The 21,064-nt window shown below is 68.4% G+C and carries 21 protein-coding genes and 1 other RNA gene; 13 read left to right on the top strand and 9 right to left on the bottom strand.

Features of this window, described 5'->3' with window-relative positions:
- Positions 1-11: 11 nt before the first annotated feature.
- Positions 12-977 carry a phosphoribosylglycinamide formyltransferase gene (gene purN, locus OPU67_RS02995; RefSeq protein ID WP_267617466.1) on the top strand — a complete coding sequence of 322 codons (966 nt, stop codon included), beginning with the start codon at positions 12-14 and terminating at the stop codon, positions 975-977.
- On the top strand, positions 977-2,182 hold the full coding sequence (locus OPU67_RS02990; RefSeq protein WP_267617465.1) for a sulfotransferase family protein: 1,206 nt from the start codon (positions 977-979) through the stop codon (positions 2,180-2,182). The genes purN and OPU67_RS02990 overlap by 1 nt, the downstream gene beginning before the upstream one ends.
- A 145-nt stretch (positions 2,183-2,327) precedes the next feature.
- On the opposite strand, the gene ndk is transcribed toward OPU67_RS02990, so the two are convergent.
- The 5 genes from ndk to OPU67_RS02965 form a co-directional block, all read right to left on the bottom strand.
- On the bottom strand, positions 2,328-2,750 hold the full coding sequence (ndk, locus tag OPU67_RS02985) for a nucleoside-diphosphate kinase (protein ID WP_267617464.1): 423 nt from the start codon (positions 2,748-2,750) through the stop codon (positions 2,328-2,330).
- Positions 2,751-2,848: 98 nt separating this feature from the next.
- Positions 2,849-3,343 (bottom strand): hypothetical protein, encoded by a 495-nt coding sequence (locus OPU67_RS02980; RefSeq protein ID WP_267617462.1) that lies wholly within the window; start codon positions 3,341-3,343, stop codon positions 2,849-2,851.
- A 65-nt stretch (positions 3,344-3,408) separates the two neighbouring features.
- On the bottom strand, positions 3,409-3,843 hold the full coding sequence (locus OPU67_RS02975) for a DNA polymerase III subunit chi (RefSeq protein WP_267617461.1): 435 nt from the start codon (positions 3,841-3,843) through the stop codon (positions 3,409-3,411).
- Positions 3,844-3,848: 5 nt separating this feature from the next.
- On the bottom strand, positions 3,849-3,989 hold the full coding sequence (locus OPU67_RS02970; RefSeq protein ID WP_267617459.1) for a DUF2256 domain-containing protein: 141 nt from the start codon (positions 3,987-3,989) through the stop codon (positions 3,849-3,851).
- Between the two features lie 41 nt (positions 3,990-4,030).
- Positions 4,031-5,494 (bottom strand): leucyl aminopeptidase, encoded by a 1,464-nt coding sequence (locus tag OPU67_RS02965; protein WP_267617457.1) that lies wholly within the window; start codon positions 5,492-5,494, stop codon positions 4,031-4,033.
- Between the two features lie 124 nt (positions 5,495-5,618).
- Between OPU67_RS02965 and OPU67_RS02960 the strand changes: the two genes are divergently transcribed.
- The 5 genes from OPU67_RS02960 (at position 5,619) to OPU67_RS02940 (ending at position 11,900) form a co-directional block, all read left to right on the top strand.
- Entirely contained in the window at positions 5,619-7,895 is a 2,277-nt protein-coding gene (locus tag OPU67_RS02960; protein ID WP_420708946.1) for an LPS-assembly protein LptD, read from the top strand.
- Positions 7,896-8,114: 219 nt separating this feature from the next.
- A complete protein-coding gene (locus OPU67_RS02955) occupies positions 8,115-9,482 on the top strand; it encodes a peptidylprolyl isomerase (RefSeq protein ID WP_267617454.1) in 1,368 nt (455 codons plus the stop codon).
- Between the two features lie 5 nt (positions 9,483-9,487).
- Positions 9,488-10,492: a 4-hydroxythreonine-4-phosphate dehydrogenase PdxA gene (pdxA, locus tag OPU67_RS02950; RefSeq protein ID WP_267617647.1), complete on the top strand. Its 1,005-nt coding sequence runs from the start codon at positions 9,488-9,490 to the stop codon at positions 10,490-10,492.
- 80 nt (positions 10,493-10,572) lie between these two features.
- Positions 10,573-11,400: a 16S rRNA (adenine(1518)-N(6)/adenine(1519)-N(6))-dimethyltransferase RsmA gene (rsmA, locus tag OPU67_RS02945; RefSeq protein ID WP_267617453.1), complete on the top strand. Its 828-nt coding sequence runs from the start codon at positions 10,573-10,575 to the stop codon at positions 11,398-11,400.
- Positions 11,401-11,402: 2 nt separating this feature from the next.
- The gene (locus OPU67_RS02940) at positions 11,403-11,900 is read left to right on the top strand and encodes a YdeI/OmpD-associated family protein (RefSeq protein WP_267617452.1); all 498 of its coding nucleotides are present in this window, start codon (positions 11,403-11,405) and stop codon (positions 11,898-11,900) included.
- Here the strand turns inward: OPU67_RS02940 and OPU67_RS02935 are convergent.
- On the bottom strand, positions 11,897-13,996 hold the full coding sequence (locus tag OPU67_RS02935) for a malate synthase G (protein ID WP_267617451.1): 2,100 nt from the start codon (positions 13,994-13,996) through the stop codon (positions 11,897-11,899). The two genes, OPU67_RS02940 and OPU67_RS02935, sit on opposite strands and share 4 nt — an antisense overlap.
- Positions 13,997-14,112: 116 nt before the next feature.
- On the opposite strand from OPU67_RS02935, the gene OPU67_RS02930 reads away from it, so the two are divergent.
- The 4 genes from OPU67_RS02930 to OPU67_RS02915 all read left to right on the top strand — a co-directional run bounded on the left by OPU67_RS02930 (position 14,113) and on the right by OPU67_RS02915 (position 17,993).
- Positions 14,113-15,309 carry a hydrolase gene (locus OPU67_RS02930; protein ID WP_267617450.1) on the top strand — a complete coding sequence of 399 codons (1,197 nt, stop codon included), beginning with the start codon at positions 14,113-14,115 and terminating at the stop codon, positions 15,307-15,309.
- A complete protein-coding gene (locus OPU67_RS02925) occupies positions 15,306-16,322 on the top strand; it encodes an arginine N-succinyltransferase (protein WP_267617449.1) in 1,017 nt (338 codons plus the stop codon). Before OPU67_RS02930 ends, OPU67_RS02925 begins: the two co-directional genes overlap by 4 nt.
- 85 nt (positions 16,323-16,407) lie before the next feature.
- Positions 16,408-17,655, top strand: a complete 1,248-nt coding sequence (locus OPU67_RS02920) for an N-succinylarginine dihydrolase (protein WP_267617447.1) — start codon at positions 16,408-16,410, stop codon at positions 17,653-17,655.
- Between the two features lie 89 nt (positions 17,656-17,744).
- Positions 17,745-17,993, top strand: coding sequence for a hypothetical protein (locus OPU67_RS02915; RefSeq protein WP_267617445.1), 249 nt, complete (start codon positions 17,745-17,747; stop codon positions 17,991-17,993).
- Between the two features lie 4 nt (positions 17,994-17,997).
- Here the strand turns inward: OPU67_RS02915 and OPU67_RS02910 are convergent, their stop codons facing one another.
- The 3 genes from OPU67_RS02910 to mscL all read right to left on the bottom strand — a co-directional run bounded on the left by OPU67_RS02910 (position 17,998) and on the right by mscL (position 19,506).
- Positions 17,998-18,462 carry a GNAT family N-acetyltransferase gene (locus tag OPU67_RS02910; RefSeq protein WP_267617444.1) on the bottom strand — a complete coding sequence of 155 codons (465 nt, stop codon included), beginning with the start codon at positions 18,460-18,462 and terminating at the stop codon, positions 17,998-18,000.
- 91 nt (positions 18,463-18,553) lie between these two features.
- Positions 18,554-18,912: a transfer-messenger RNA gene (ssrA, locus tag OPU67_RS02905) on the bottom strand.
- A gap of 171 nt (positions 18,913-19,083) precedes the next feature.
- Positions 19,084-19,506: a large conductance mechanosensitive channel protein MscL gene (gene mscL / locus OPU67_RS02900; protein ID WP_267617443.1), complete on the bottom strand. Its 423-nt coding sequence runs from the start codon at positions 19,504-19,506 to the stop codon at positions 19,084-19,086.
- 176 nt (positions 19,507-19,682) lie between these two features.
- Between mscL and OPU67_RS02895 the strand changes: the two genes are divergently transcribed.
- The gene (locus tag OPU67_RS02895) at positions 19,683-20,309 is read left to right on the top strand and encodes a LemA family protein (RefSeq protein ID WP_267617442.1); all 627 of its coding nucleotides are present in this window, start codon (positions 19,683-19,685) and stop codon (positions 20,307-20,309) included.
- Between the two features lies 1 nt (position 20,310).
- Positions 20,311-21,064: TPM domain-containing protein (locus tag OPU67_RS02890; RefSeq protein WP_267617441.1), on the top strand; the 754-nt coding region annotated here is incomplete at its 3' end.

Here is a 21,064-nt window from a genome sequence, read left to right as displayed (position 1 = left end):
GGAGGTGGTCTGTGACCGACAAGGCCCGCATCGCCGTCTTCATTTCGGGCGCGGGGACCAACATGGCCGCGCTTGTCTATGCGAGCCGCATTGAGGGATGCCCCTACGATGTGGCGCTCGTCGCCAGCAACGATCCGGACGCGCCCGGCCTCGCACTTGCCGCAGCCGAGGGGATTGCCACCTTCGCGCAGTCCCACAAGGGGCTCACCCGCGAGGCGCATGATGCCGCGATGGAGGCCGCCGTGATAGCAGCGGGCGCCGAATATATCGTCCTTGCCGGCTATATGCGCATCCTTTCGGACGGCTTCGTGGAGCGCTGGGCGGGCCGGATGCTCAACATCCACCCCTCGCTGCTGCCGCTCTACAAGGGGCTCGACACCCACGCCCGCGCGCTTGAAGCGGGAGACAGCCACGCGGGCACCTCGGTCCACCTCGTCACGCCCGAACTCGACGCGGGCGAGGTGCTGGCGCAGCTCGCCGTGCCGATCGTGCCGGGCGACACGCCCGAGAGCCTCGCGAACCGCGTCAAGTTTGCCGAGCACCAGCTCTACCCGCGCGCGGTGGCCGATTATGTCGGGCGCTGGCGCGATCCGGCGGCGCTGCTCCAACGGGTGCGCGCCCTCGCCTTGGCGTTGCCAGAGACCGACGAGCGCGAGAGCCACGGCAGCCCGGGCTTTCGCGTCGGCGGCGAGAAGGCGGGCAAGTTCTTCGCCTACTTCGCCGATCAGCACCACGGCACGCCCCACATCGCTTGCCTCGTGCGCACGGGATCGATGGACGAGCTCTTGAACCTCGTCGAGAGCCAGCCCGATATCTACTACAAGCCCGCCTATTACGGGGCGAGCGGGTGGGTGGGGATAATCCTCAACCGTCCGGGGGTGGACTGGGACGAGGTCGCTCAATGGCTCCAGCGCAGCTGGCGCAACGTCGCGCCCAAGCGCCTCACGCGTCTGATGGACGCGGCGGACGCGTTCTGATGCCGCCGGTCCGCGATCACCTGCTCGCCCGAGGCCCGCTCGCCGAGAAGGCGAACGACTTCCTCGGCAAGGCGTGGGAGCGCGGGTGGCTCCCCCCGCCCGTGCTCGACCCCGAGGAACTGTGGGCCTTCGCCGCCAAGGCGCATGGCGCGCGCGCCGAGGCGGCAGAGCATGGCGGGCGCTCTGCGCAAGACGTCGCCGATTTCCGCGAGCGGCTCGCCCGGATGATCGCGGCAATCGAGGCCGAGGCCGATCTCAACCCGCTGGGCCGCGCAATGGCGTGGGGACAGCTGGCGCGGGTGGTGAAGAACCGCCTTGCCTTCGGGGCACTGTGGCTGGAGCGGCCCGAGCTGCTCGACACACCGCTCGCCCCGCCGATCATCGTCATCGGGCATATGCGCAGCGGCACCACCCGCATCCACACCCTGCTCGCCGCCGACCCGGCGCATTCGCACACCCGCTATTGCGATGCCTACCATCCCGTCCCGGCGCGCTTCGGGATGAACCGGGTCAAGGCGGCGGTGGAGCTGGCGATGCTCGGCCTGCTCAACCCGTGGATGCAATCGATCCACCCGATGGCCCCCGCCAAGGTGGAAGAGGAGCTGGCGTGGATTTCCGCCGCGCTCCACCATTCGATCTACGAGAGCCAGTGGCATATCCCCGCCTATTCGGCGTGGAGCGAGGCGCGTGACCCTGCGCCCGTCTACCGCGAGTTCCGGCGCATCCTCCAGACCGACGCCGCGCACCGGGGGATCGCAGGCAAGCCGCGGGTGATGAAGGTGCCTGCCTTTTCCGAGGACCTCGCGACGATCCTCGCGCTGTTCCCGCAAGCCCGGCTTGTCATCGCCGAACGGGACCAAGCGGCGGTGCTCAAGAGCGCCGTCAGCCTCGCGGCGAACCAGATGGCGATCCAGTCTGACAGCTGCTGTCTCGATGCGATCGCGGCGCGCTGGCGGCACAAGATCGCGCTGCGCGATGGCCGCATGGCCGAGGTGCTGGCAGATTGGCACGGGCCGGTGGCGCGCGCGCGCTTCGATGCGCTGAACGATGATTGGGAGAGCGCCATCGCGCGGGTCTATGCCGAGCTCGGCCTCCCTCTCACCCCCGAAGCGCTGGCGGCGATGCGCAAGGTGATGGCCGCAAGCGAGGGCGGGCACCACCACGCCCACGCCGAGCAGCTCGCGCGGTTCGCCGGGGCGGATTAGCCCTTGGCCCCGTTCGCCTCGAGCGAAGTCGAGAGGCCACGATGCAGGTGTCTCGACTACGCTCGACACGAACGGAAATCGGGGTTCAAACGAAAAGGGCCGCCCCATCGGGACGGCCCTTTGCGTGTCGCCAGGTCGGAAAACCTCAGCCGACGATCTCTTCGTCCTTGAAGAAGTAGGCGATCTCGATCGCGGCGTTTTCTTCCGAGTCCGAACCGTGGACGGTGTTCTCGCCGATCGAAAGCGCGAGTTCCTTGCGGATCGTGCCCGGCGCGGCGTCGGCGGGGTTGGTCGCGCCCATGATGTCGCGGTTGCGGGCGACAGCGTCTTCGCCTTCCAGAACCTGCACCACCACCGGCTCGCTCATCATGAATTCGACCAGTTCACCGAAGAACGGGCGCTCCTTATGGACCGCGTAGAAGCCTTCGGCCTGCTCGCGGGTCATGTGGATGCGCTTGGAGGCGACGACGCGCAGGCCGGCCTCTTCCAGCATCTTGGTGACCGCACCGGTCAGATTGCGGCGGGTGGCATCGGGCTTGATGATCGAGAAGGTGCGGGTGACCGCCATGGGAATGCTCCTGTGAACGTCTTTTTATGTTGGGGGAGAACTTGGCGCGCCCCCTAGATGCTGCAGTGCGAAATGGCAAGCGCGCGCGAGCGGGCGGGTCAGCCGGGCGGGAAGGCGGTGAACACCAGCTGGGCTTTGGTCGGTGCGCCCTCGGTCGCGCTGATCGCCAGACGCGCGCCGTCGCGCGGCCGTGCGCCGATCAGCAGCAGGGTGCCGCTCGCCGCGTTCTCGAGCGTGACCGCAAAGCCGGCCGCGACCGCCTGATCGCGCAGCCGGGCGACGACGTCGGCAGCGGGCACATCGGTCTCGAAGGTGACGAGAATGCCTTCGCCCCCCGCACGCTCGAACCGGGCGTGATCGCGGATTGTCGCGCCATCCGGGAGCGCAAGACCGTCCGGCAGGACCACCGGCACCCGCGGCCCGGCGCGCAAGGTGGCGGTGCCCTCGGCGCGGGGGATGGTGATGCGGGTCTCGCCGGTTTCAGGGTCGATGGTGTGCTCGGCGAGCGGGCGCTCGGCCGCGGCATCGCCGCCGGTGCCGCTGCCGCAGCCGGCCAGCATCAGCCCCGCGATTGCCCCAATCCCCCAGCGCATCGCCCGTGTGCCCCAATCGTGATGCCGCGCCCATCATCACCGATCGCGGCGCGTGCGGCAAGCGGTCAGCCCTTCTTGACCCAGCGCCCCTGTTCCTGCGCGTAATAGGCCCGCTCCACCCCCTCGCGCCCGTCCTGCGCGCGCCACGCGGCGCGTGCGGCCGGGGCGAGATCGGGGGGGAATAGCAGGAACACCCGCGCAAAGCCCTCGGCCTCGCGGAAGGTTCCGTCGGCGAGGATCAGGTGGCGTGCGCCGTTGGCGGCAAGCGGTTCGGCGGCGAGGAGGATCGGCTGGCGCTCCGCCCCCGGCGCATCGGCTTCACCATTGGCGAGGAAGCTTTCCGCCCCCGCCTGCCACAGCGCGGCGGAGACGGCGGCGCGCTGCTGCGCGTCGGCGGAGACGACCAGCACCCGCTCGCCCTGTCCGCACGCGCGCTTGGCGATCAGTGTGACGACCTTTTCGACCGGATCGTCGGTGACCTGCCAGAAGTCCAACTTCATGAGGTTCACCTAGCCCGGCGGCAGCGGTCGGAACAATACTTCACATTGTCCCAATCCCGCTCCCACTTCTTGCGCCACGTGAAGGGCAGCCCGCAGGCAAGGCAGGTTTTCGTGGGCAGGTCCGCCTTTTTGCGCATTTTTGGCATTTCCGGCCTATCCCTTCGCACCTTGAGGCCGCAAACGCGGATCAACCTTCAAGCGCATCGCGCACGAACTGATCGATGAGGCGCACGCCGTAGCCGGTCGCGCCCTTGTCCCAGGTCGCGCCGGGCTTGGTCGACCAGACCATGCCAGCGATGTCGAGGTGCGCCCAGGGGGTGCCCTCCTTGATGAAGCGCTGCAGGAACTGCGCGGCGGTGATCGAGCCGCCTTCGCGCGGGCCGATGTTCTTCATGTCGGCGATCGGCGAATCGATCAGCTTGTCGTATTCCGGGCCGAGCGGCATCCGCCACAGGCGGTCGCCCGAAGTCTTGCCCGCCGCCGTCAGCTGCTCGGCGAGCGTGTCGTCATTGGCGAACATCCCGCCGTGCTCGGTGCCGAGCGAGATGATCATCGCGCCGGTCAGCGTGGCGAGATCGACGATCCGCGCGGGGGCATACTGCTCCTGCGCCCAGTGCAGCGCATCGCACAGCACCAGGCGGCCTTCGGCATCGGTGTTGAGCACCTCGACGGTCTGCCCGCTCATGGTGGTGACGACATCGCCGGGGCGCTGCGCCTTGCCGTCGGGCATGTTCTCGACGAGGCCCATGACGCCGACGATATTCGCCTTGGCCTTGCGGCCCACCAGCGCGAGCATCGCGCCGGCGACGGCGCCCGCGCCGCCCATATCCCACTTCATGTCCTCCATGCCCGGCCCCGGCTTCAGCGAGATGCCGCCGGTGTCGAAGGTGACGCCCTTGCCGACGAACACCGTCGGCGCCTCGCCCGGCGCGCCGCCGTTCCAGCGGATCGCAAGGAGCTTGGATTCCCGCTCCGAGCCCTGCCCGACGCCGAGCAGCGCGCCCATGCCGAGCTTTGCCATCTCCGCCTCGCTGAGCACGGATACCTCGGCGCCCGTGCCCGCGAAAGCCTCCTCGCAGGCGGTGACGAAGGTTGCGGGGTACAGCGTGTTCGCGGGCTCGGCGACAAGCGCGCGGGTGAACTCCACGCCGCGCGCGACCGCTTCCTCGCGCCCCCAGGCCGCCTCGGTCCCGGCCGGCGCGCCGATGACGTGGACGGTGGCGAGCGAGGGCTTCTTGTCGGCCGCAAGGCGCGTGCGGTACTTGTCGTGCCGCCAGCCGCGCAGCCTGAGGCCGAGCAGCACCGCCGCCGCCTCGTCCGCCGACAGCGCGGCATGGCCGAGATCGAGCACCAGCGCGCTTTCGCCGGAAACGAGATACTTGGCGGTGATCGCCGCGCCGGCCTTCTCGCAATTCGCGCGGCGCTCGGCCGCGCCCGCCTCGCCGAGGCCGACCAGCGCGATGCGCCTGACCGCACCGCCATCGGCTATCGCGAAGCCCTCGAACAGCTGCGCCGTGCGCCCGGTAAACTTCGAGACCGCCGCACCCTCGGTGATCACCGGATCGAGACCGGCCAGCGCCTGCCCCTGGTTCACGGGCCGCGCGTGGAGGCGGACGTCGGACGGCGGGGTGGCAGCGAAATGGATCTGCATGGGGACTCCGAAAGAACGGCCGGGGTGTGCGGCTGACAGGGCGCGCGCCAGCGTCGACAAGCCGCGCCGGCGGGGGGCGCAATGGCGATTGCGATTAGGCCCGAGCGGTGCAATAGGCAAGGCCATGTCGGGAGGCTCTTCAGTGGACACGCGCAGCGTCGCGGACCCGTGCCTGCGCCTCCCGGCGCCGGTCCCTGCCTCGCGTCTCGCGCTCGCGCTCGCGCTGTTCGGCATCGCCGCGCCGCTCGCCGCGCAGGATGCCCCGGACCAGCCGCCCGCCGCGCAGGACGAGGCCCCGCGCCGCATCGATTTCGAGGCGAGCGAGATCGGCTACAACGACGAGACCCAGACCGTCACCGCGCGCGGGCAAGTGATCCTGCGCAGCGAGGACCGGTCGGTGCGCGCCGACGAGGTGACGTGGGACCGCAAGACCGGGCAGATCATCGCCACCGGCAACATCCGCATGGTCGACGAGGTCGGCAACCAGCTGTTCACCGATCAGGTCGAACTCACCGAAGCGTTCGACACCGGGGCGATGAGCGAGCTCCTGATCGCGCTGCGCGCCGGGGGTCGGCTCGCCGCCCGCTCGGCCGAGCGCAGCGACGATGGCAACGCGGTGCTCGTCGAGGCCGCCTATTCCGCCTGCCCGGTGGTCGATGCCGAGGGCTGCCCGCGCGAGCCGACCTGGCGCGTGACCGCACGCCGGGTGATCTACGAGAAGGCCGAGAGCCGGGTCCGCTTCGAGGGCGGGATGCTCGAGCTATTCGGCGCGCGCCTCATCCCGCTGCCCGGCCTCTCGATCCGCACCGACGGCGGCGCCGAGAGCGGCTTCCTGGTCCCCGACGTGCGCTTTACCCAGGTCAACGGGCTCGAGCTGTCGGGCGAATATTACTGGCGCCTGCGCGACAATGCCGACCTGCAGCTGGGCGCCTACGTCTTCTCCAACGCCGCCCCGATGGCGAGCGCGAAGTGGCGGCACCTCACTGAGAAGGGCGCCTACCAGGCGACCGGCTACGTCACCTTTTCCGACCGCGCGACCGATTTCATCGGCGGCCAGACCGTGCGCAGCGATCCGCGCGGCTATCTCGATGCCAACGGCCGCTTCCAGTTCTCGCCCGACTGGAGCTTCACCGGATCGGTGCGCCTTGCCAGCGACCGCACCTTCCTAAGGCGCTACGACATCAGCCGCGACGACCGGCTGCGCTCGACCGTCAATCTCGAGCGGATCACCGACCGATCCTATTTCTCGCTCGCCGGCTGGGCGACCCAGACCCTGCGCCTCGCCGCCGACCAGGGGCAGGTGCCGCTCGCCCTGCCCGCGATCGATTACCGCCAGAAGATCGGCGACAAGGTGCTGGGCGGCGATCTGATGGTGCAGGCCAACAGCCTCGCGTTGCTGCGCCGCGACGGGCAGGACACCCGCCGCGCCTTTGCCGGCGCGCAGTGGGACCTCAAGCGGGTGACGCCGATGGGCCAGCTCGTCACGCTGACCGCTTTGGTAAGGGGCGATGTCTACAACACCGAGAACATTCTCGCCACCGCCACCCCCACCTATCGCGGCACGGAAGGCTGGACCGCACGCGGCATCGCGACCGCGGCCTTCGATGTCGAGTGGCCTTTCGCCGGCCAGGCCTTCGGCGGCACGCAGGTGTTCAAGCCGCGCCTGCAATTCGTCGCGTCCCCGCGCATCCGCAACCTCGCCGTCCCCAACGAGGACGCGCGCGCGATCGATCTGGAGGATTCGAACCTCTTCGCGCTGAACCGCTTTCCCGGATACGACCGGGTGGAGGACGGCAGCCGCATCACCTGGGGCGTGGACTGGCAGCTTCAGCGGCCCGGCTGGCGGATCAAGACCACCGTCGGCCAGTCCTTCCGGCTGGAACGCCCCCGCCCCGGCCTGTTCCCCGAAGGCACCGGGCTCGACGAGAAGGTCACCGATTTCGTCGGCCGCACCGAAATCCGTTACCGCAACATCGTCAGCCTCACCCACCGCTTCCGCCTCGACAAGGACAACCTCGCGGTCCGCCGCAACGAGATCGACGCGACGATCGGCACCCGGCAGACCTATCTGGAACTCGGCTACTTGCGCTTGAACCGCGACATTGCCACGGTCGAGGACCTGCGCGACCGCGAGGAATTGCGCGCCGCGGGGCGGGTCGCGATCGGGCGGCGCTGGTCGGTGTTCGGATCGGGGGTGTTCAACCTCACCAGTTCCGAGGAGGACCCGATCTTCCAGCCCGACGGCTTCCAGCCGATCCGCACCCGGTTCGGGGTGGCCTATGCCGACGACTGCATCGAATTCGGCGCGACCTGGCGGCGCGACTTCATCGATGCAGGCGACGCGCGGCGCGGCAACGCGTTCCAGGTGTTCTTCGCCCTCAGAAACCTCGGGTTCCGCTGACGCCTGGCTCCGGCCGCGCCGATCACCCGGCAAATGCGCCCGCTCGATTGGCAGGGCGGGCAAATGGGGTTAAAGGGCTCGGCTTGCGGAAGCGCTGGGCAACCTCGCGGGATCGGGGAACTCAGCTTCCATTCAGCCGGCAAACGGCAACGGCCACTCGGAAGGCGCGGCGTATCGCGCTCTTCCTCAATGCATGAAGGCGGGACACGAAGAGTGAATGTGAAGCTGTTGACGAGGGCGCTCCTCGCCCGCACCGGGACCGTGCTGGCGGTGGCCGGGACCGCCGGGCTCGTGATCGCGCCGATCGCGGCGCAGGCGCAGACGGTGGCCGTGCCGACCGCCGAAAATCCCTTCGGCCTGCCCGAAGACCCCACTTTCATCACCCGGGCCGACCCTGACCGGCGCACCGCGACCGCGATCGTCAACGGCTTCGTCATCACCGGCAGCGACATCGACCAGCGCGTGGCGCTGGTCACCGCGGCCTCCGAAGCCAAGCCCTCGGGCGACGAGCTGCTGCGCCTGCGGGTGCAGGTGCTGCGCAATCTGATCGACGAGACGCTCAAGATCCAGGCCGCCGAAGCCGAAAAGCTGCCGGTCAAGCCCGAGGAGGTCGAGCAGACCTACCAGCAGCTCGCCGCGCAGAACTTTGGCGGCGATCCCAAGAAGATGGACGCCTATCTCGCCTCGGTCGGTTCCTCCAAGGAATCGCTGAAGCGCCAGATCGAGGGCGAGGTCGCCTGGGAGAACGTGCTGCGCCGCAAGGTCATCCCCTTCGTCAACGTCTCGGCCGAAGAGGTCAACGACGTGTTGAAGCGCATGAACGAGGCCAAGGGCACCGACGAATACCGGCTCGGCGAGATCTTCCTCTCCGCCACCACCGAGAACCGCGCGCAGGTGCTCGCCAATGCGCAGAAGATCATGGAGCAGCTGCAACAGGGCGGCAGCTTCGTGGCCTATGCGCGGCAATATTCCGAAGCCTCGACCGCGGTGGTCGGCGGCGATCTCGGCTGGGTGCGCCTGGGCCAGCTCCCCCCGCAGCTCGCCACCGCGGCGCGCGCCATGCAGCCCGGGATGCTGCAGGGCCCGATCGAGATTCCCGGCGGTTTCTCGATCCTCTACCTCATCAACAAGCGCCAGGTGCTGATGGCTGATCCGGGCGAGGCGATGCTCAGCCTGAAACAGATCGCGATCACCTTCCCCGCCGGCGTCACCCAGGCGCAGGCCGAGGCGAAGGTCGAAGAGTTCGCGCGCTTCGTCGATGGTCTCAAGGGTTGCGGCGATGTCGATGCCGGTGCGGCGAAGATCGGCGCGGAGGTGGTCTCGAACGACCAGATCAAGGCCGCCACCCTCCCCGAACAGCTGCGCAACATCCTCTTGAGCCTCCAGATCGGGCAGACGACCCCGCCCTTCGGCGGCGTTCAGGAAGGCGTGCGCGTGCTGATGCTGTGCGGGCGTGACGATCCCCAGGATGCCGGCGCCCCGACTTTCGCGGCGGTGATGGACCAGATCGAGCAGGAGCGCGTCAACAAGCGCGCCCAGCGCCTGCTGCGCGACCTGCGCAACGACGCCTATATCGAGTACAATTGACGCGCCTGCCTGCGCCCCTCGCGATCACGCTTGGCGATCCGGCAGGGATCGGCCCGGAGGCGATCCTCGGCGCATGGGCGCGGCTTCGGGCGGAAGGCCGCGCCCCGCAGGCCTTCGTGGTCGGCGGTCCGGCATTGCTGCGCGCCTGCGTCGAGCGGCTCGGGATCGATTGTCCGATCGTCCCGATCGCGGAGCCCGCCGAAGCGGTTTTCGCATCTGCTGCAGGCCTGCCGGTCCTCGCCGGTCTGGACGGGCTCCCGACCCCCGGTTGCCCCTCGCAAGCCGGCGCTCGCCTCGCCCTGGCCTCGCTCCAGTGGGGGGTGAGGTTCGCGCTCTCCGGGCTCGCTGCAGGACTGGTGACCGCGCCGATCGCCAAGAGCGCGCTCGCGGACATCGGCTGGAACTACCCCGGCCAGACCGAGTTCCTCGCCGACGCCTGCGGGCGGCCCTATCGCGACGCGGTGATGATGCTCGCCGGCCCGTCGCTGCGCACCGTGCCGCTGACGGTCCATGTCGCGCTGGCGGAGGTCCCGGGGCTGATCTCGGCCGAGCTGATCACCCACAAGGCGCGCATCGTGGCCGAAGGGTTACGGCGCGATTTCAACATCGTGGCGCCGAGACTTGCGATCGCTGCGCTGAACCCGCACGCGGGCGAGAATGGCCAGTTCGGCGACGAGGATGCGCGGATCATCGCCCCCGCCGTCGCCGCCTTGCAAGCCGAGGGGATCGCCGCAGTCGGCCCCGTTCCCGGCGACGCGCTGTTCACCCCGCGCGCCCGCCACGGTTACGATGCGGCGCTGTGCATGTATCACGATCAGGCGCTCATCCCGATCAAGGCGCTCGACTTCGACGAGGGCGTCAACGTCACCCTCGGCCTGCCCATCATCCGCACCTCGCCCGATCACGGCACCGCCTTCGACATCGCGGGCAAGGGGCTGGCCGACCCCGGCGCGATGGCCGCGGCGATCCGGCTGGCGGCGGGGATGGCGCAGGCGCGGGGCATATCCTGACCTCCGTTCGCCTCGGGCGACGTCGAGAGGCCCTGCGAGGTGTCTCGACTTCGCTCGACACGAACGGATAAGGGGGATCGGTGAACGCACCCAGCCTCCCCCCCCTCCGCGAGGTCATCGCCCGCCACAACCTTGCCGCCTCCAAGGCGCTGGGGCAGAATTTTCTCCTCGACGAGCAATTGCTGGACCGCATCGCCGCGCTTCCCGGGAGCCTCGCTGGCCAGCAGGTGCTGGAGGTCGGCCCCGGCCCCGGCGGGCTGACCCGCGCGCTGCTGCGGGCGGGCGCCAGGGTCACGGCGATCGAGATGGACCGCCGCTGCCTGCCCGCGCTTGCTGAACTTGGCGAGAGCTTCCCCGGGCAACTGACTGTCATCGAAGGCGATGCCCTGAAGCTCGACCATGCCGATCTGATGCAGGGGGAGCCGTTCCACGTCCTCTCGAACCTGCCCTACAACGTGGGCACCGCACTCTTCGTGCGCTGGCTCGGCGGGGAGAGCTGGCCGCCGCCATGGCTCTCACTCACTCTCATGTTTCAGCGCGAAGTGGCTGAAAGGATTGTCGCTTCGGCAGGGGATGATGCCTATGGCCGCCTCGCCGTGCTGGCCCAGTGGCGGGCCCAGGCAAGGCTTGCGATGAAGGTCCACCGCAGCGCCTTCACCCCGCCGCCCAAGGTGATGAGCGCGATCGTCCACGTGACCCCCGCCGCCATGCCCGAGGGGGTTTCCGCCCGGATGCTGGAACGCCTCACCGAGGCCGCCTTCGGTCAACGCCGCAAGATGCTGCGCCAGAGCCTCAAGGGCGTGCCCGGCGCGCTCGAGGCGCTTGGCAGCCTCGGCATCGACGAGACCCGCCGCGCCGAGACGGTCAGCGTGGCGGAGTTCGTCGCGCTTGCAAAGGCGCTGTCGTGACGATGTATTTCCCCCACAGCTTCACGGCGCAAGTGGTCCACCACGACGTGGGCTCGGAGCGCTATCGCTACACGGTCGTGTTCGTGCCGGACGAGGTCAAGGCCGACCTGCCGCTCGGCGAATATCCCAAGCTGCGCATCACCGGCGAGGTCGACGACCACCCCATCGAGGCGGCGCTGACCCCGGTCAAGGGCGAGCATTACATCCTGCTCTCGAAAAAGCTTCTCGCCGCGATCGGCAAGCGGCTCGGCGACGAGGTCGAGTTGCGCTTCCGGATCGCCGATCAGGATGCGGTCGAGGTGCCCGAACGGCTGTCGGACGCCCTTGCCCGCGATGCCGCGATGCGCGCGCTGTGGGAGGACGCCACCCCCGGAAAGCAGCGCGCGCTCGCCTACATGGTCGCCGCGGCCAAGCGCGCCGAGACGCAGGACAAGCGCATCGCGCAGGTCTTCGCCGTGCTGCGCGGCGAGATCGACCTCAAGGGCAATCCGCTGCGCTAAGCCGCTTTTCTGCGCAGGCGCCAGGCGTGCAGCAGCGGCTCGGTGTAGCCCGAGGGCTGCTCCACCCCCTTGAAGATCAGGTCCTTCGCCGCGCTGAACGCCGCACCATCCTCGTTGCCGGTGAGCGGCACGTAGAGTGGATCGCCCGCGTTCTGTGCGTCGACCTTGGCGGCCATCCGCCGCAGCGAATCCATCACCTGCGCCTCAGTTATGACCCCGTGCAGCAGCCAGTTTGCGATATGCTGCGAGGAAATGCGCAGCGTGGCCCGGTCCTCCATCAACCCCACGTCGTTGATGTCGGGCACCTTGGAGCACCCCACCCCCTGGTCGATCCAGCGCACCACGTAGCCGAGCAGACCCTGGCAATTGTTGTCGAGCTCCTCGCTGATTTCCTCCTCCGACCAGTTCGCGCCCTCGGCGAGCGGGATCGCCAGCAGGTCGTCGAGCCCGGCGGGCTCGGACAAGTGCTTCTGCACGTCGAACACGTCGATCTGGTGGTAGTGGAGCGCATGGAGCGTCGCGGCCGTGGGGGACGGAACCCAGGCGGTGTTCGCCCCCGCCTTAAGATGGCCGATCTTCTCGACCATCATCTGGCCCATCAGGTCGGGCGCGGCCCACATGCCCTTGCCGATCTGCGCCTTGCCCGACAGGCCGTGCGCAAGGCCGATCGCCACGTTCCTCGCCTCGTAGGCCTTGAGCCACGCTGAGCCCTTCATCGCGCCCTTCCTGAGCATGGGGCCTGCGCGCATCGAGGTGTGGATCTCGTCCCCGGTCCGATCGAGGAAGCCGGTGTTGATGAAGACGATCCGGTCACGCACCGCGTGAATGCAGGCGGCGAGGTTCGCCGAGGTGCGCCGCTCCTCGTCCATCACGCCGACCTTGATGGTGTGGCGGGGCAGGCCGAGCAGGTCCTCGACCGCGTCGAACAGGTCGTTGGTGAAGGCGCATTCTTCCGGCCCGTGCATCTTGGGCTTGACGATGTAGATCGAGCCGCAGCGCGAGTTGCCGAAGCGCCCGTGGCCCTCGACATCGAGCGTGCTGATCGCGCTGGTGAACACCGCATCCATGACTCCCTCGGGGATCTCGCCGCCGTCGGACAGGCGGATCGCCGGGTTGGTCATGAGATGGCCGACGTTGCGCACGAACATCAGGCTGCGGCCCTTGAGGGTGTGCTGCGCGCCCTTGGTATCGGTGTAGGTCTTGTCGCCCGCCAGCGTGCGGGTGAGCGTCCGGCCGCCCTTCTCGAAGCTCTCCTGAAGATCGCCGCGGATGATGCCGAGCCAGTTGGTGTAGGCAAGGAGCTTGTCCTCGGCATCGACCGCGGCGACCGAATCCTCGCAGTCCGCGATGGTGGTGAGCGCGGCCTCGATCACGACGTCGGCAATGCCGGCTGTGTCGCTCGCGCCCACCGGGGTGCTCGCATCGAACACCACTTCGATGTGCAAGCCATTGTTCTTGAACAGAATACCCTTGTCGGTATGTCCAACAAGCTGCTCCGGGTCGGCAAGTTGGATGTCCTCGCGTGCGGCAAGTTGATGCCAGCTCTTCCCGCCTGCCAGCGGGAGTGTTTCGTCAAGAAAACCCCGCACCCGGGCGATGACCGCCGCGCCCCTCGCCTCGTCGTAGCCGCCGGGCGTAGGAGGCGGCGCATCGAGCGCGTCGGTGCCGTAGAAGGCATCGTAAAGGCTCCCCCAGCGGGCGTTGGCGGCGTTGAGGAGGAATCGGGCGTTGAGGATCGGCACCACCAGCTGCGGGCCGGCCATGGTCGCGATCTCGGGATCGACGTTCTGCGTGCCGATCTGGAAGTCGCCGGGCTCGGGAACGAGGTAGCCGATCTCGGTGAGGAACGCCTTGTAGGCTGCCGGATCGTGGGGCTTGCCCGCGCGCTCCGTATGCCAGGCGTCGATCTGCGCCTGGAGCGACTCGCGTTTTGCCAGCAGCGCACGGTTGCGGGGGGCAAATTCGGTCAGCAGTGCGGCAAAGCCATCCCAGAAGGCGCCCGCGTCGCGGCCGAGAGGGGCGAGCACCTCGGTCTCGAGGAAAGTCGCGAGGCCGGACGCAATCGCGAGGCCGGTGCGGGTCGTCATGTCAGTCATGCTTGGGTCCTCTTGGGGCGTGAACCTGGGGAGGAGAGGACGGCGACGCCTATGGCGCAGGGGAAGAGCGATTGCAACGGGTTGGACTGGCGCGATTGGGCGGCTAGAGCGGGACCATGACGGGCAAGGGGATCATCGGCGCGATCGACGCCAGCGCGATGCTGGCGCAGGTCCAGGCGTGGAGCAGGGTCAACACCGGCACCGCCAATCTCGCCGGGCTCGCCGAGCAGGCGGCGCGCCTTGCGGAGGCTTTCGCGGTGCTGCCCGGCAAGGTCGAACTGGTCGAGCCGGCCCCCGTCACCGCCATCGCTGCCGACGGATCGGCCTTCGACAAGCCGCATGGCAAGCACCTCGTGCTCCGGGTGCGGCCGCAGGCCAATCGGCGCATCCTGCTGACCGGCCACATGGACACGGTCTTCCCCGCCGATCACCCCTTCCAGCACCAGACGTGGCTGGACGGCGAGACGCTGAACGGGCCTGGCGTCGCGGACATGAAGGGCGGCATCGCGGTGATGCTCCACGCGCTGATCGCCTTCGAGACGACCGGCAAGGCGGACGCGCTCGGCTACGACGTGCTCATCAATTCGGACGAGGAGACGGGCTCGCTCGCCAGCGCGGCGCTGATCGCAGAGCTGGCGCAGGGCAAGATCGCCGCCCTCACCTACGAGCCCGCCGCCCTGCCCGACGGCACGCTGGCGCACGAGCGCGGCGGCACGGGCAACTATTCGATCACCCTCACCGGCAAGAGCGCCCACGCCGGGAGGAACCCGCACGAAGGGCGCAACGCCGTGGTCGCCGCGGCCGACCTGATCCTGCGGCTGAAGGCCCTCGAGACTCCCGAGATCACCATCAACCCCGCCAGGCTCGAGGGCGGATCGGCCAACAACGTCGTGCCCGATCACGCTTTGCTGCGCTTCAACATCCGGCCCAAGACCATCGCGGCCGGCGCCGCCTTCGAGCAGGCGCTGGCCGGCCTTCTCGAGGATATCGCAGCCGCCCACGACGTCGCGCTCCACCGCCACGGCGGTCTCACCCGGCCGCCCAAGGCGGTCGACGCGCAGGCGCAGCGCCTCTTCGATCTGGTGCGCGAATGCGGCGCGGAGCTCGGGCAAGTCATCCGCTGGCAATCGACCGGCGGCGTGTGCGACGGCAACAACATCGCGGCCTGCGGCGTGCCGGTGGTCGACACCATGGGGGTGCGCGGCGGGGCGATCCACTCGCCGGACGAATACCTCATCGTCCCCAGCCTCGCCGAGCGCGCTGCGCTCTCGGCCCGCGTCATCACCCGCCTTGCCGAGGGAGCCCTGAATTGACCTTCCGCCTGCGCGCCGCCCGGCCTGCCGACCTCGAGGCGCTCTACGAGATGGCCAAGCTCACCGGGGGCGGGTTCACCAACCTGCCGCCCGACCGCGCGGCGCTGCGCACCAAGCTGGAACGCGCCGAGGCCGCCTTCGCGCGCGAGGAGGATGCGGTAGGCGACGAGCTCTTCGTGCTGGTGCTCGAGAACGCCCGCACCGGCGCGGTGCGCGGCACCTGCCAGCTGATGAGCCAGGTGGGCCAGCGCTGGCCGTTCTATTCCTACCGCCTCAACACGCTGACCCAGTATTCGCAGGAACTTGACCGGACGGTCAGGGCCGAGCTCCTCAGCCTCGTCACCGATCTCGAAGGGTCGAGCGAGGTCGGCGGACTGTTCCTCCATCCGGGCGAACGCGCCGGGGGCCTCGGCCTTCTGCTCGCCCGCTCGCGTTACGTGTTCATCGCCATGCACCGTGCGCGCTTTGCCGAGCGGATCCTGGCCGAGTTGCGCGGCATCATCGACGAGCGCGGCGGATCGCCCTTCTGGGAGGGGGTTGCGGGGCGCTTCTTCGGGATGAGCTTTCAGGATGCGGATTATTTCAACGCGATCCACGGCAACCAGTTCATCGCCGACCTGATGCCCAAGCACCCGGTCTACATCGCGATGCTCAACGAGGATGCGCGCAGCGTCATCGGCGTCCCCCACCCCACGGGCCGCGCGGCGATGCGGATGCTCGAGGGGGAAGGTTTCCGCTACGAAGGCTATGTCGACATCTTCGACGGCGGCCCGACCATGATCGCCCGGACCGAGAACGTCGCGAGCGTCAGGGACGCCTGCAAGGCGCGGGTCACCGGCCTCGACGTCGGTGAGGGCGAGCGCGCGATCCTCGCCACCGGGCGGCTCGGCAACTTCCGGGCGTGCTTCGGCGCGCGGGTGCTCGACGGCGAAGGCGGTATCGCGATCGACAATGCCAGCGCCGACCTCCTCGACGTGTGCGAGGGTGACGCGGTGTGGAGTGTGGCGCGGTAGAAACACACCCGTTCGTGTCGAGCGAAGTCGAGACACGGCCAGCCACGGGTTCTCGACTTCGCTCGAACCGAACGGAGCTTAAGGCGTGCTCACCGAGATCAACTTCGACGGGATCGTCGGCCCCTCGCACAACTATGCTGGCCTCAGCCTCGGCAATATCGCCAGCCAGGGCCATGCGGGCGATCCCTCCTATCCGCGCGCGGCGGCCTTGCAGGGCGTGGCGAAGATGCGCGGCAACCTTGCGCGGCTGGACGTGCAGGGCTTCCTCCTGCCGCTGCCCCGCCCCAACCTTGCGCTGGCCGAGGCTCTGGCGCTCGACGGCACCGAACCGCCGCAGCTGCGCGCCGCGCCGTGGTCGGCCTCGTCGATGTGGACCGCGAATGCCGCCACGGTCTCGCCCGCCCCCGACACGGCGGACGGGCGCTGTCACCTGACCCCTGCGAACCTCGTCACCATGCTCCACCGCGCGCAGGAATGGCCCGACACGAAGCGCCAGCTGGAGATCGCCTTCGGGGACAAGCGCCATTTCGCGGTCCACGACGCGGTGCCCCCCACCTTCGGCGACGAGGGCGCGGCCAACCACATGCGGCTGTGCGAGGCGCATGACGCACCCGGCGTCGAAGTGTTCGTCTACGGCCGCACCGGAGGCCGCTTCCCCGCGCGCCAGCACGAGCAGGCAAGCCGCCTCGTCGCCCGTGCCCACGGCCTCGCTCCGGAGCGGACCCTGTTCATCGAGCAGAACCCCGAGGCGATCGCGGCGGGGGCTTTCCACAATGACGTGGTCTCGGTCGCCAATGGCCGGGTGCTGTTCACTCACGACATGGCCTTCGCCGACCAGCAGGGCGCCTACGAGGCGATCCGCGCCGCCTTTCCCGCGCTCGAGGTGGTCGAAGTGCCCTCCTCGGCGGTCAGCCTCGAGGAGGCGATCCGCACCTACCTGTTCAACGCGCAGCTTCTTACTCTGCCCTCGGGCGAGATGGCGCTGATCGTGCCCGAGGAATGCCGCGAATCGCCAAGCGTATGGGCCTGGGTGGAGGCGATGCTCGCCGGGAACGGCCCGATCCGCCATGTCATCCCGGTCGACGTGCGCCAGTCGATGGCAAACGGCGGCGGTCCCGCTTGCCTGCGCCTGCGCGTGGTGTGCGATCCCGCCACGGTCGATCCGCGCTTTCTCCTCGACGAGGCCAAGGCCGACCTTCTCGAGCGTGTCATCGCGGCACACTGGCCCGAGCAGATCGATCCCGCTGATCTTGCATCGGAAAATCTTGCGGCCAGCGTGATTGCCGCACGGCTCGCCCTGCTCGGGGCGCTCGATCTGGCACAGCTTGGTTAACGCATTTGGCAAGCCGCCGCCGCCGGGCGTAAGGTTACTACCAGGTAAAACGACTCATGCGGGTCGGTCGCGAGACGTTCGGAGAGGTCATGTTGCGTAAGCTTGGAAGGCTGTTCGTGATCAAGACGCGGATCGAGGCGTTCATGATCATCTACGCCCTTGCGCTGGGCTCGACGATGCGCGGGATGATCTACCTGCACGACTATCCGGGTTTCGGCGGCAAGCTGCTGTTTCTTGCCACGACCGGCGCTGTGTTTCTGGCCGGCGCGAAGATCCTCGATTGCCTGAAGCTGGAGCGAGAGGTCGAACTGCTCAGGACGGGCGTCCGCGCGGATTAGCGCATCAGGTCAAAGCCTTGCGGAAGATCACCTTGTCGTCACCCACCGAGTAGTAGTCGCGAATCCGCGCCTCCCGGTCGTGTCCGAGCATATCGTAAAAGCCGCGGGTGCGCAGGAAGTCGGGCGTGCCCGAGGTCTCGACCAGCAGGATGCGTGCCCCCTCGGCGGCGAGCTCCGCCTCGATGTGCCGCATCAGGGCGGTGCCGATGCCCCTTCCGTGCGCTTCGGGATCGACGCAGATCAGCAGCGTGTTCCAGGTGCCTTCGGTGAGCGGCTCCGGCACGGTGTAGGCAACGCCCTCAGGCGCTCCATCGGCGGCGACGATCCAGCGCTGCGAGGGATCGCCGGCAAAATATCCGGCGGTCATGTCCTCCAGCATTGCGGAGGGGAACATGGCATTGGCGTCAACGAGATGGGCAACGCGGGCGAGATCGGCCCGGTCGAGCGAGCGAATGATAGGCTTGGTCATGGAGGGCTTTTCGCACGGACACGGCGCAAGGTTACCGGCCGGTCGCGAAAATCGGGTGGGGGATTCTGTTGCTACGCTCCCCCGGGCGCCCGGTTTCCGATTCTGTTACCCGGTTCGGTCCGAACCGTGCTCTGAGCTTAGTAAATTCAGGCCGTTAGGCCGTCACATTACGCGGCGAGAGCAAGTGCTTCGTTGTCGTTGGCACTTATGGGTTTTGAGCCTTTAACGGGTTACTCAGCCCGGGCGAAAACCACGCTTTTCAACACACGTCGATCCTGGTTCGGCCCCGTCAGGAGATGCGGCGCCCCGTCGGGAGGCCGCTGCTTCTGGTGGAGCCGCCGGGTACTGCCCCCGGGTCCGTTGCATCTATTGCACGCAGCAATTTATCGCCATAGCCGGCCGAAACCGGCGAGGCCCGATATAGGGCTTGCGATCCCGAATGTGAAGGGCCGCGCCGCGACCTGATGTTTCACGTGAAACACGCCCTGCAAGCGGAGGCTGGAGGGGGCCTAGAGGGGGGCTGGAGGGGGTCTGGGCCCGGCTATACGCCCCCGAAGAGCGGTCGAAGCCGAGCCAAACCGGGGCTGGCGCGCCCGCCCTTCTGCCGCCGCCCCCGCCCTGCTACTTCTTCAGCGCGTCGCGGATCTCGGTCAGCAGCTCGATCTCGGTCGGCCCGGCGGGCGCCGCCGCCTCCTCCTCCTTCGCGAGGCGGCTGGTGAGCTTGCTCACGTAACGCACCATCAGGAAGATGATGAAGGACAGGATCAGGAAGTTGATCACGACCGAGACGAAAGCCCCGATCCCCAGCACGTTGGCCCCGGCCTGCCGCGCGGCCGCGAGCGGGGTGCCTTCCACGACCATGCCCGACAGCACGATATAGCGGTCCGAGAAATCGATGTTGCCGACCAGCGCGCCGACGATCGGCATGATGATCTCGTCGGTCAGCGACTTGACGATCGCCCCGAACGCCGCCCCGATGATCACCCCGACCGCGAGATCGATGACATTGCCGCGCGCGATGAAGGCCCTGAAATCCGACAGCATGATTATCCCCTTTGCTTGTGCCGTTTACCTTGTTGTGGCACCGCCGCCCACAGCTTGCCAAGCCCCCGGAAGCCCCACGTCCACCGCTTGAAAGGGGTTCGGGGTGTGCTATATGCGCAATACAGAACGCTCGCCGCCGGACGCACCCTGTCCGCGGCCACAGGAGGGATAAGAGAATGCGCCTTTCCACCATGCTGCGCGGCGCCTTTGCCGCCGTCGCCGCGCTGAGCCTTGCCGCCTGCGGGATCAACTCCGTGCCCACCAAAGAGGAAGCCGCCAAGGCGCAGTGGGGCAATGTCGAGAGCGCGCTCCAGAACCGCTCGGACAAGATCCCCAACCTCGTCGCCGTGGTGCAGGGCGCCGCGATTTCCGAGAAGGACATCCTCCAGGGCGTGATCGACGCGCGCGCCCGCGCCACCTCGATCAACATCACCACCGATGACCTGTCGAACCCCGAAGAATTCCAGAAGTTCAACCAGGCGCAGAACCAGCTCACCCAGGCGCTCGGGCAGCTGCGCACCGTGGTGGAGAACTATCCGCAGCTCGCCAGCCAGCCGCGCTTTGCCGACCTGATGGTGGCGATCGACGAGGCCAACAACCAGATCAACACCGAGCGCGTGCGCTACAACGACCTCGCGCGGGACTACAACACCGAGATCCGCACCTTCCCTTCGAGCATCGGCGCGAACGTGATCCACGGTGCCAAGGCGCTCGAATATTTCGAGGCGGACGAGGCGGCCAAGGCCAATCCCAAGGTCGACATGAGCCAGATCACCGGCGCGGCCACCCCGGCCGCCAACTGAGGTGATCCGCACGCTCCGCTTCCTGCGCCATCTTGTCCTGCTGCTGGCGGCGGGCCTGTTCGGGCTCGCCGTCGCTGCGCAGGCGCAGGACTATCCCCCCCGCCCCGACGGGCCGGTCTATGACGGGGCGAACATCCTGTCGGCCGGCACGAAGGCGCAGCTCGACCAGCAATTGCGCGCCTACAACAAGGAAACCGGCCGCGCGATCATCGTCGCCACCGTGCCGAGCCTCGGCGGGGCCTCGATCGAGAGCTACGCGACCACGCTGTTCACCGACAAGTGGGGGATCGGCGGCGCCAACCGCGACATGGGCCTGCTGCTGCTGATCGCCCCTTCCGAGCGCAAGATGCGGATCGAGGTCGGCTACGGTCTCCACGGCTATTTCGGCGGGATCATGGCGGGCCGCGTCATCAACGACGTGATCGCCCCGCGCTTCAAGGAAGGCAATTTCGATGCGGGCGTGACCGACGGGGTCACCGCGATCCTCGCCCACCTCGCCAAGAGCCCGGCCGATGCCGCCGCGATCGAGGAAGCCGCGCAGGCCGCCGACGCGCAGCGCAGCCGCAGCGACGGGGGCTTCCCGGTCGGGATGCTGATCTGGCTTGGTGTCCTCGTCGTCTTCTTCATCCTGCCGATCCTGTCCGGGCGCGGGCGGCGACGCAAATACCGATCGCGCGGCAACGGCCCGTGGGGCAACCGCGACCTTGGCGACACCGCGCGCGACATCATCCTGTGGGAGGTCGGCAGCGCGGTGG

The organism is Erythrobacter sp. WG (genome assembly GCF_026586795.1).
Taxonomy (GTDB): domain Bacteria; phylum Pseudomonadota; class Alphaproteobacteria; order Sphingomonadales; family Sphingomonadaceae; genus Erythrobacter.
The sequence above is the reverse complement of the archived record's forward strand: the minus strand, read 5'-3'. Positions and strand labels throughout refer to the sequence as shown.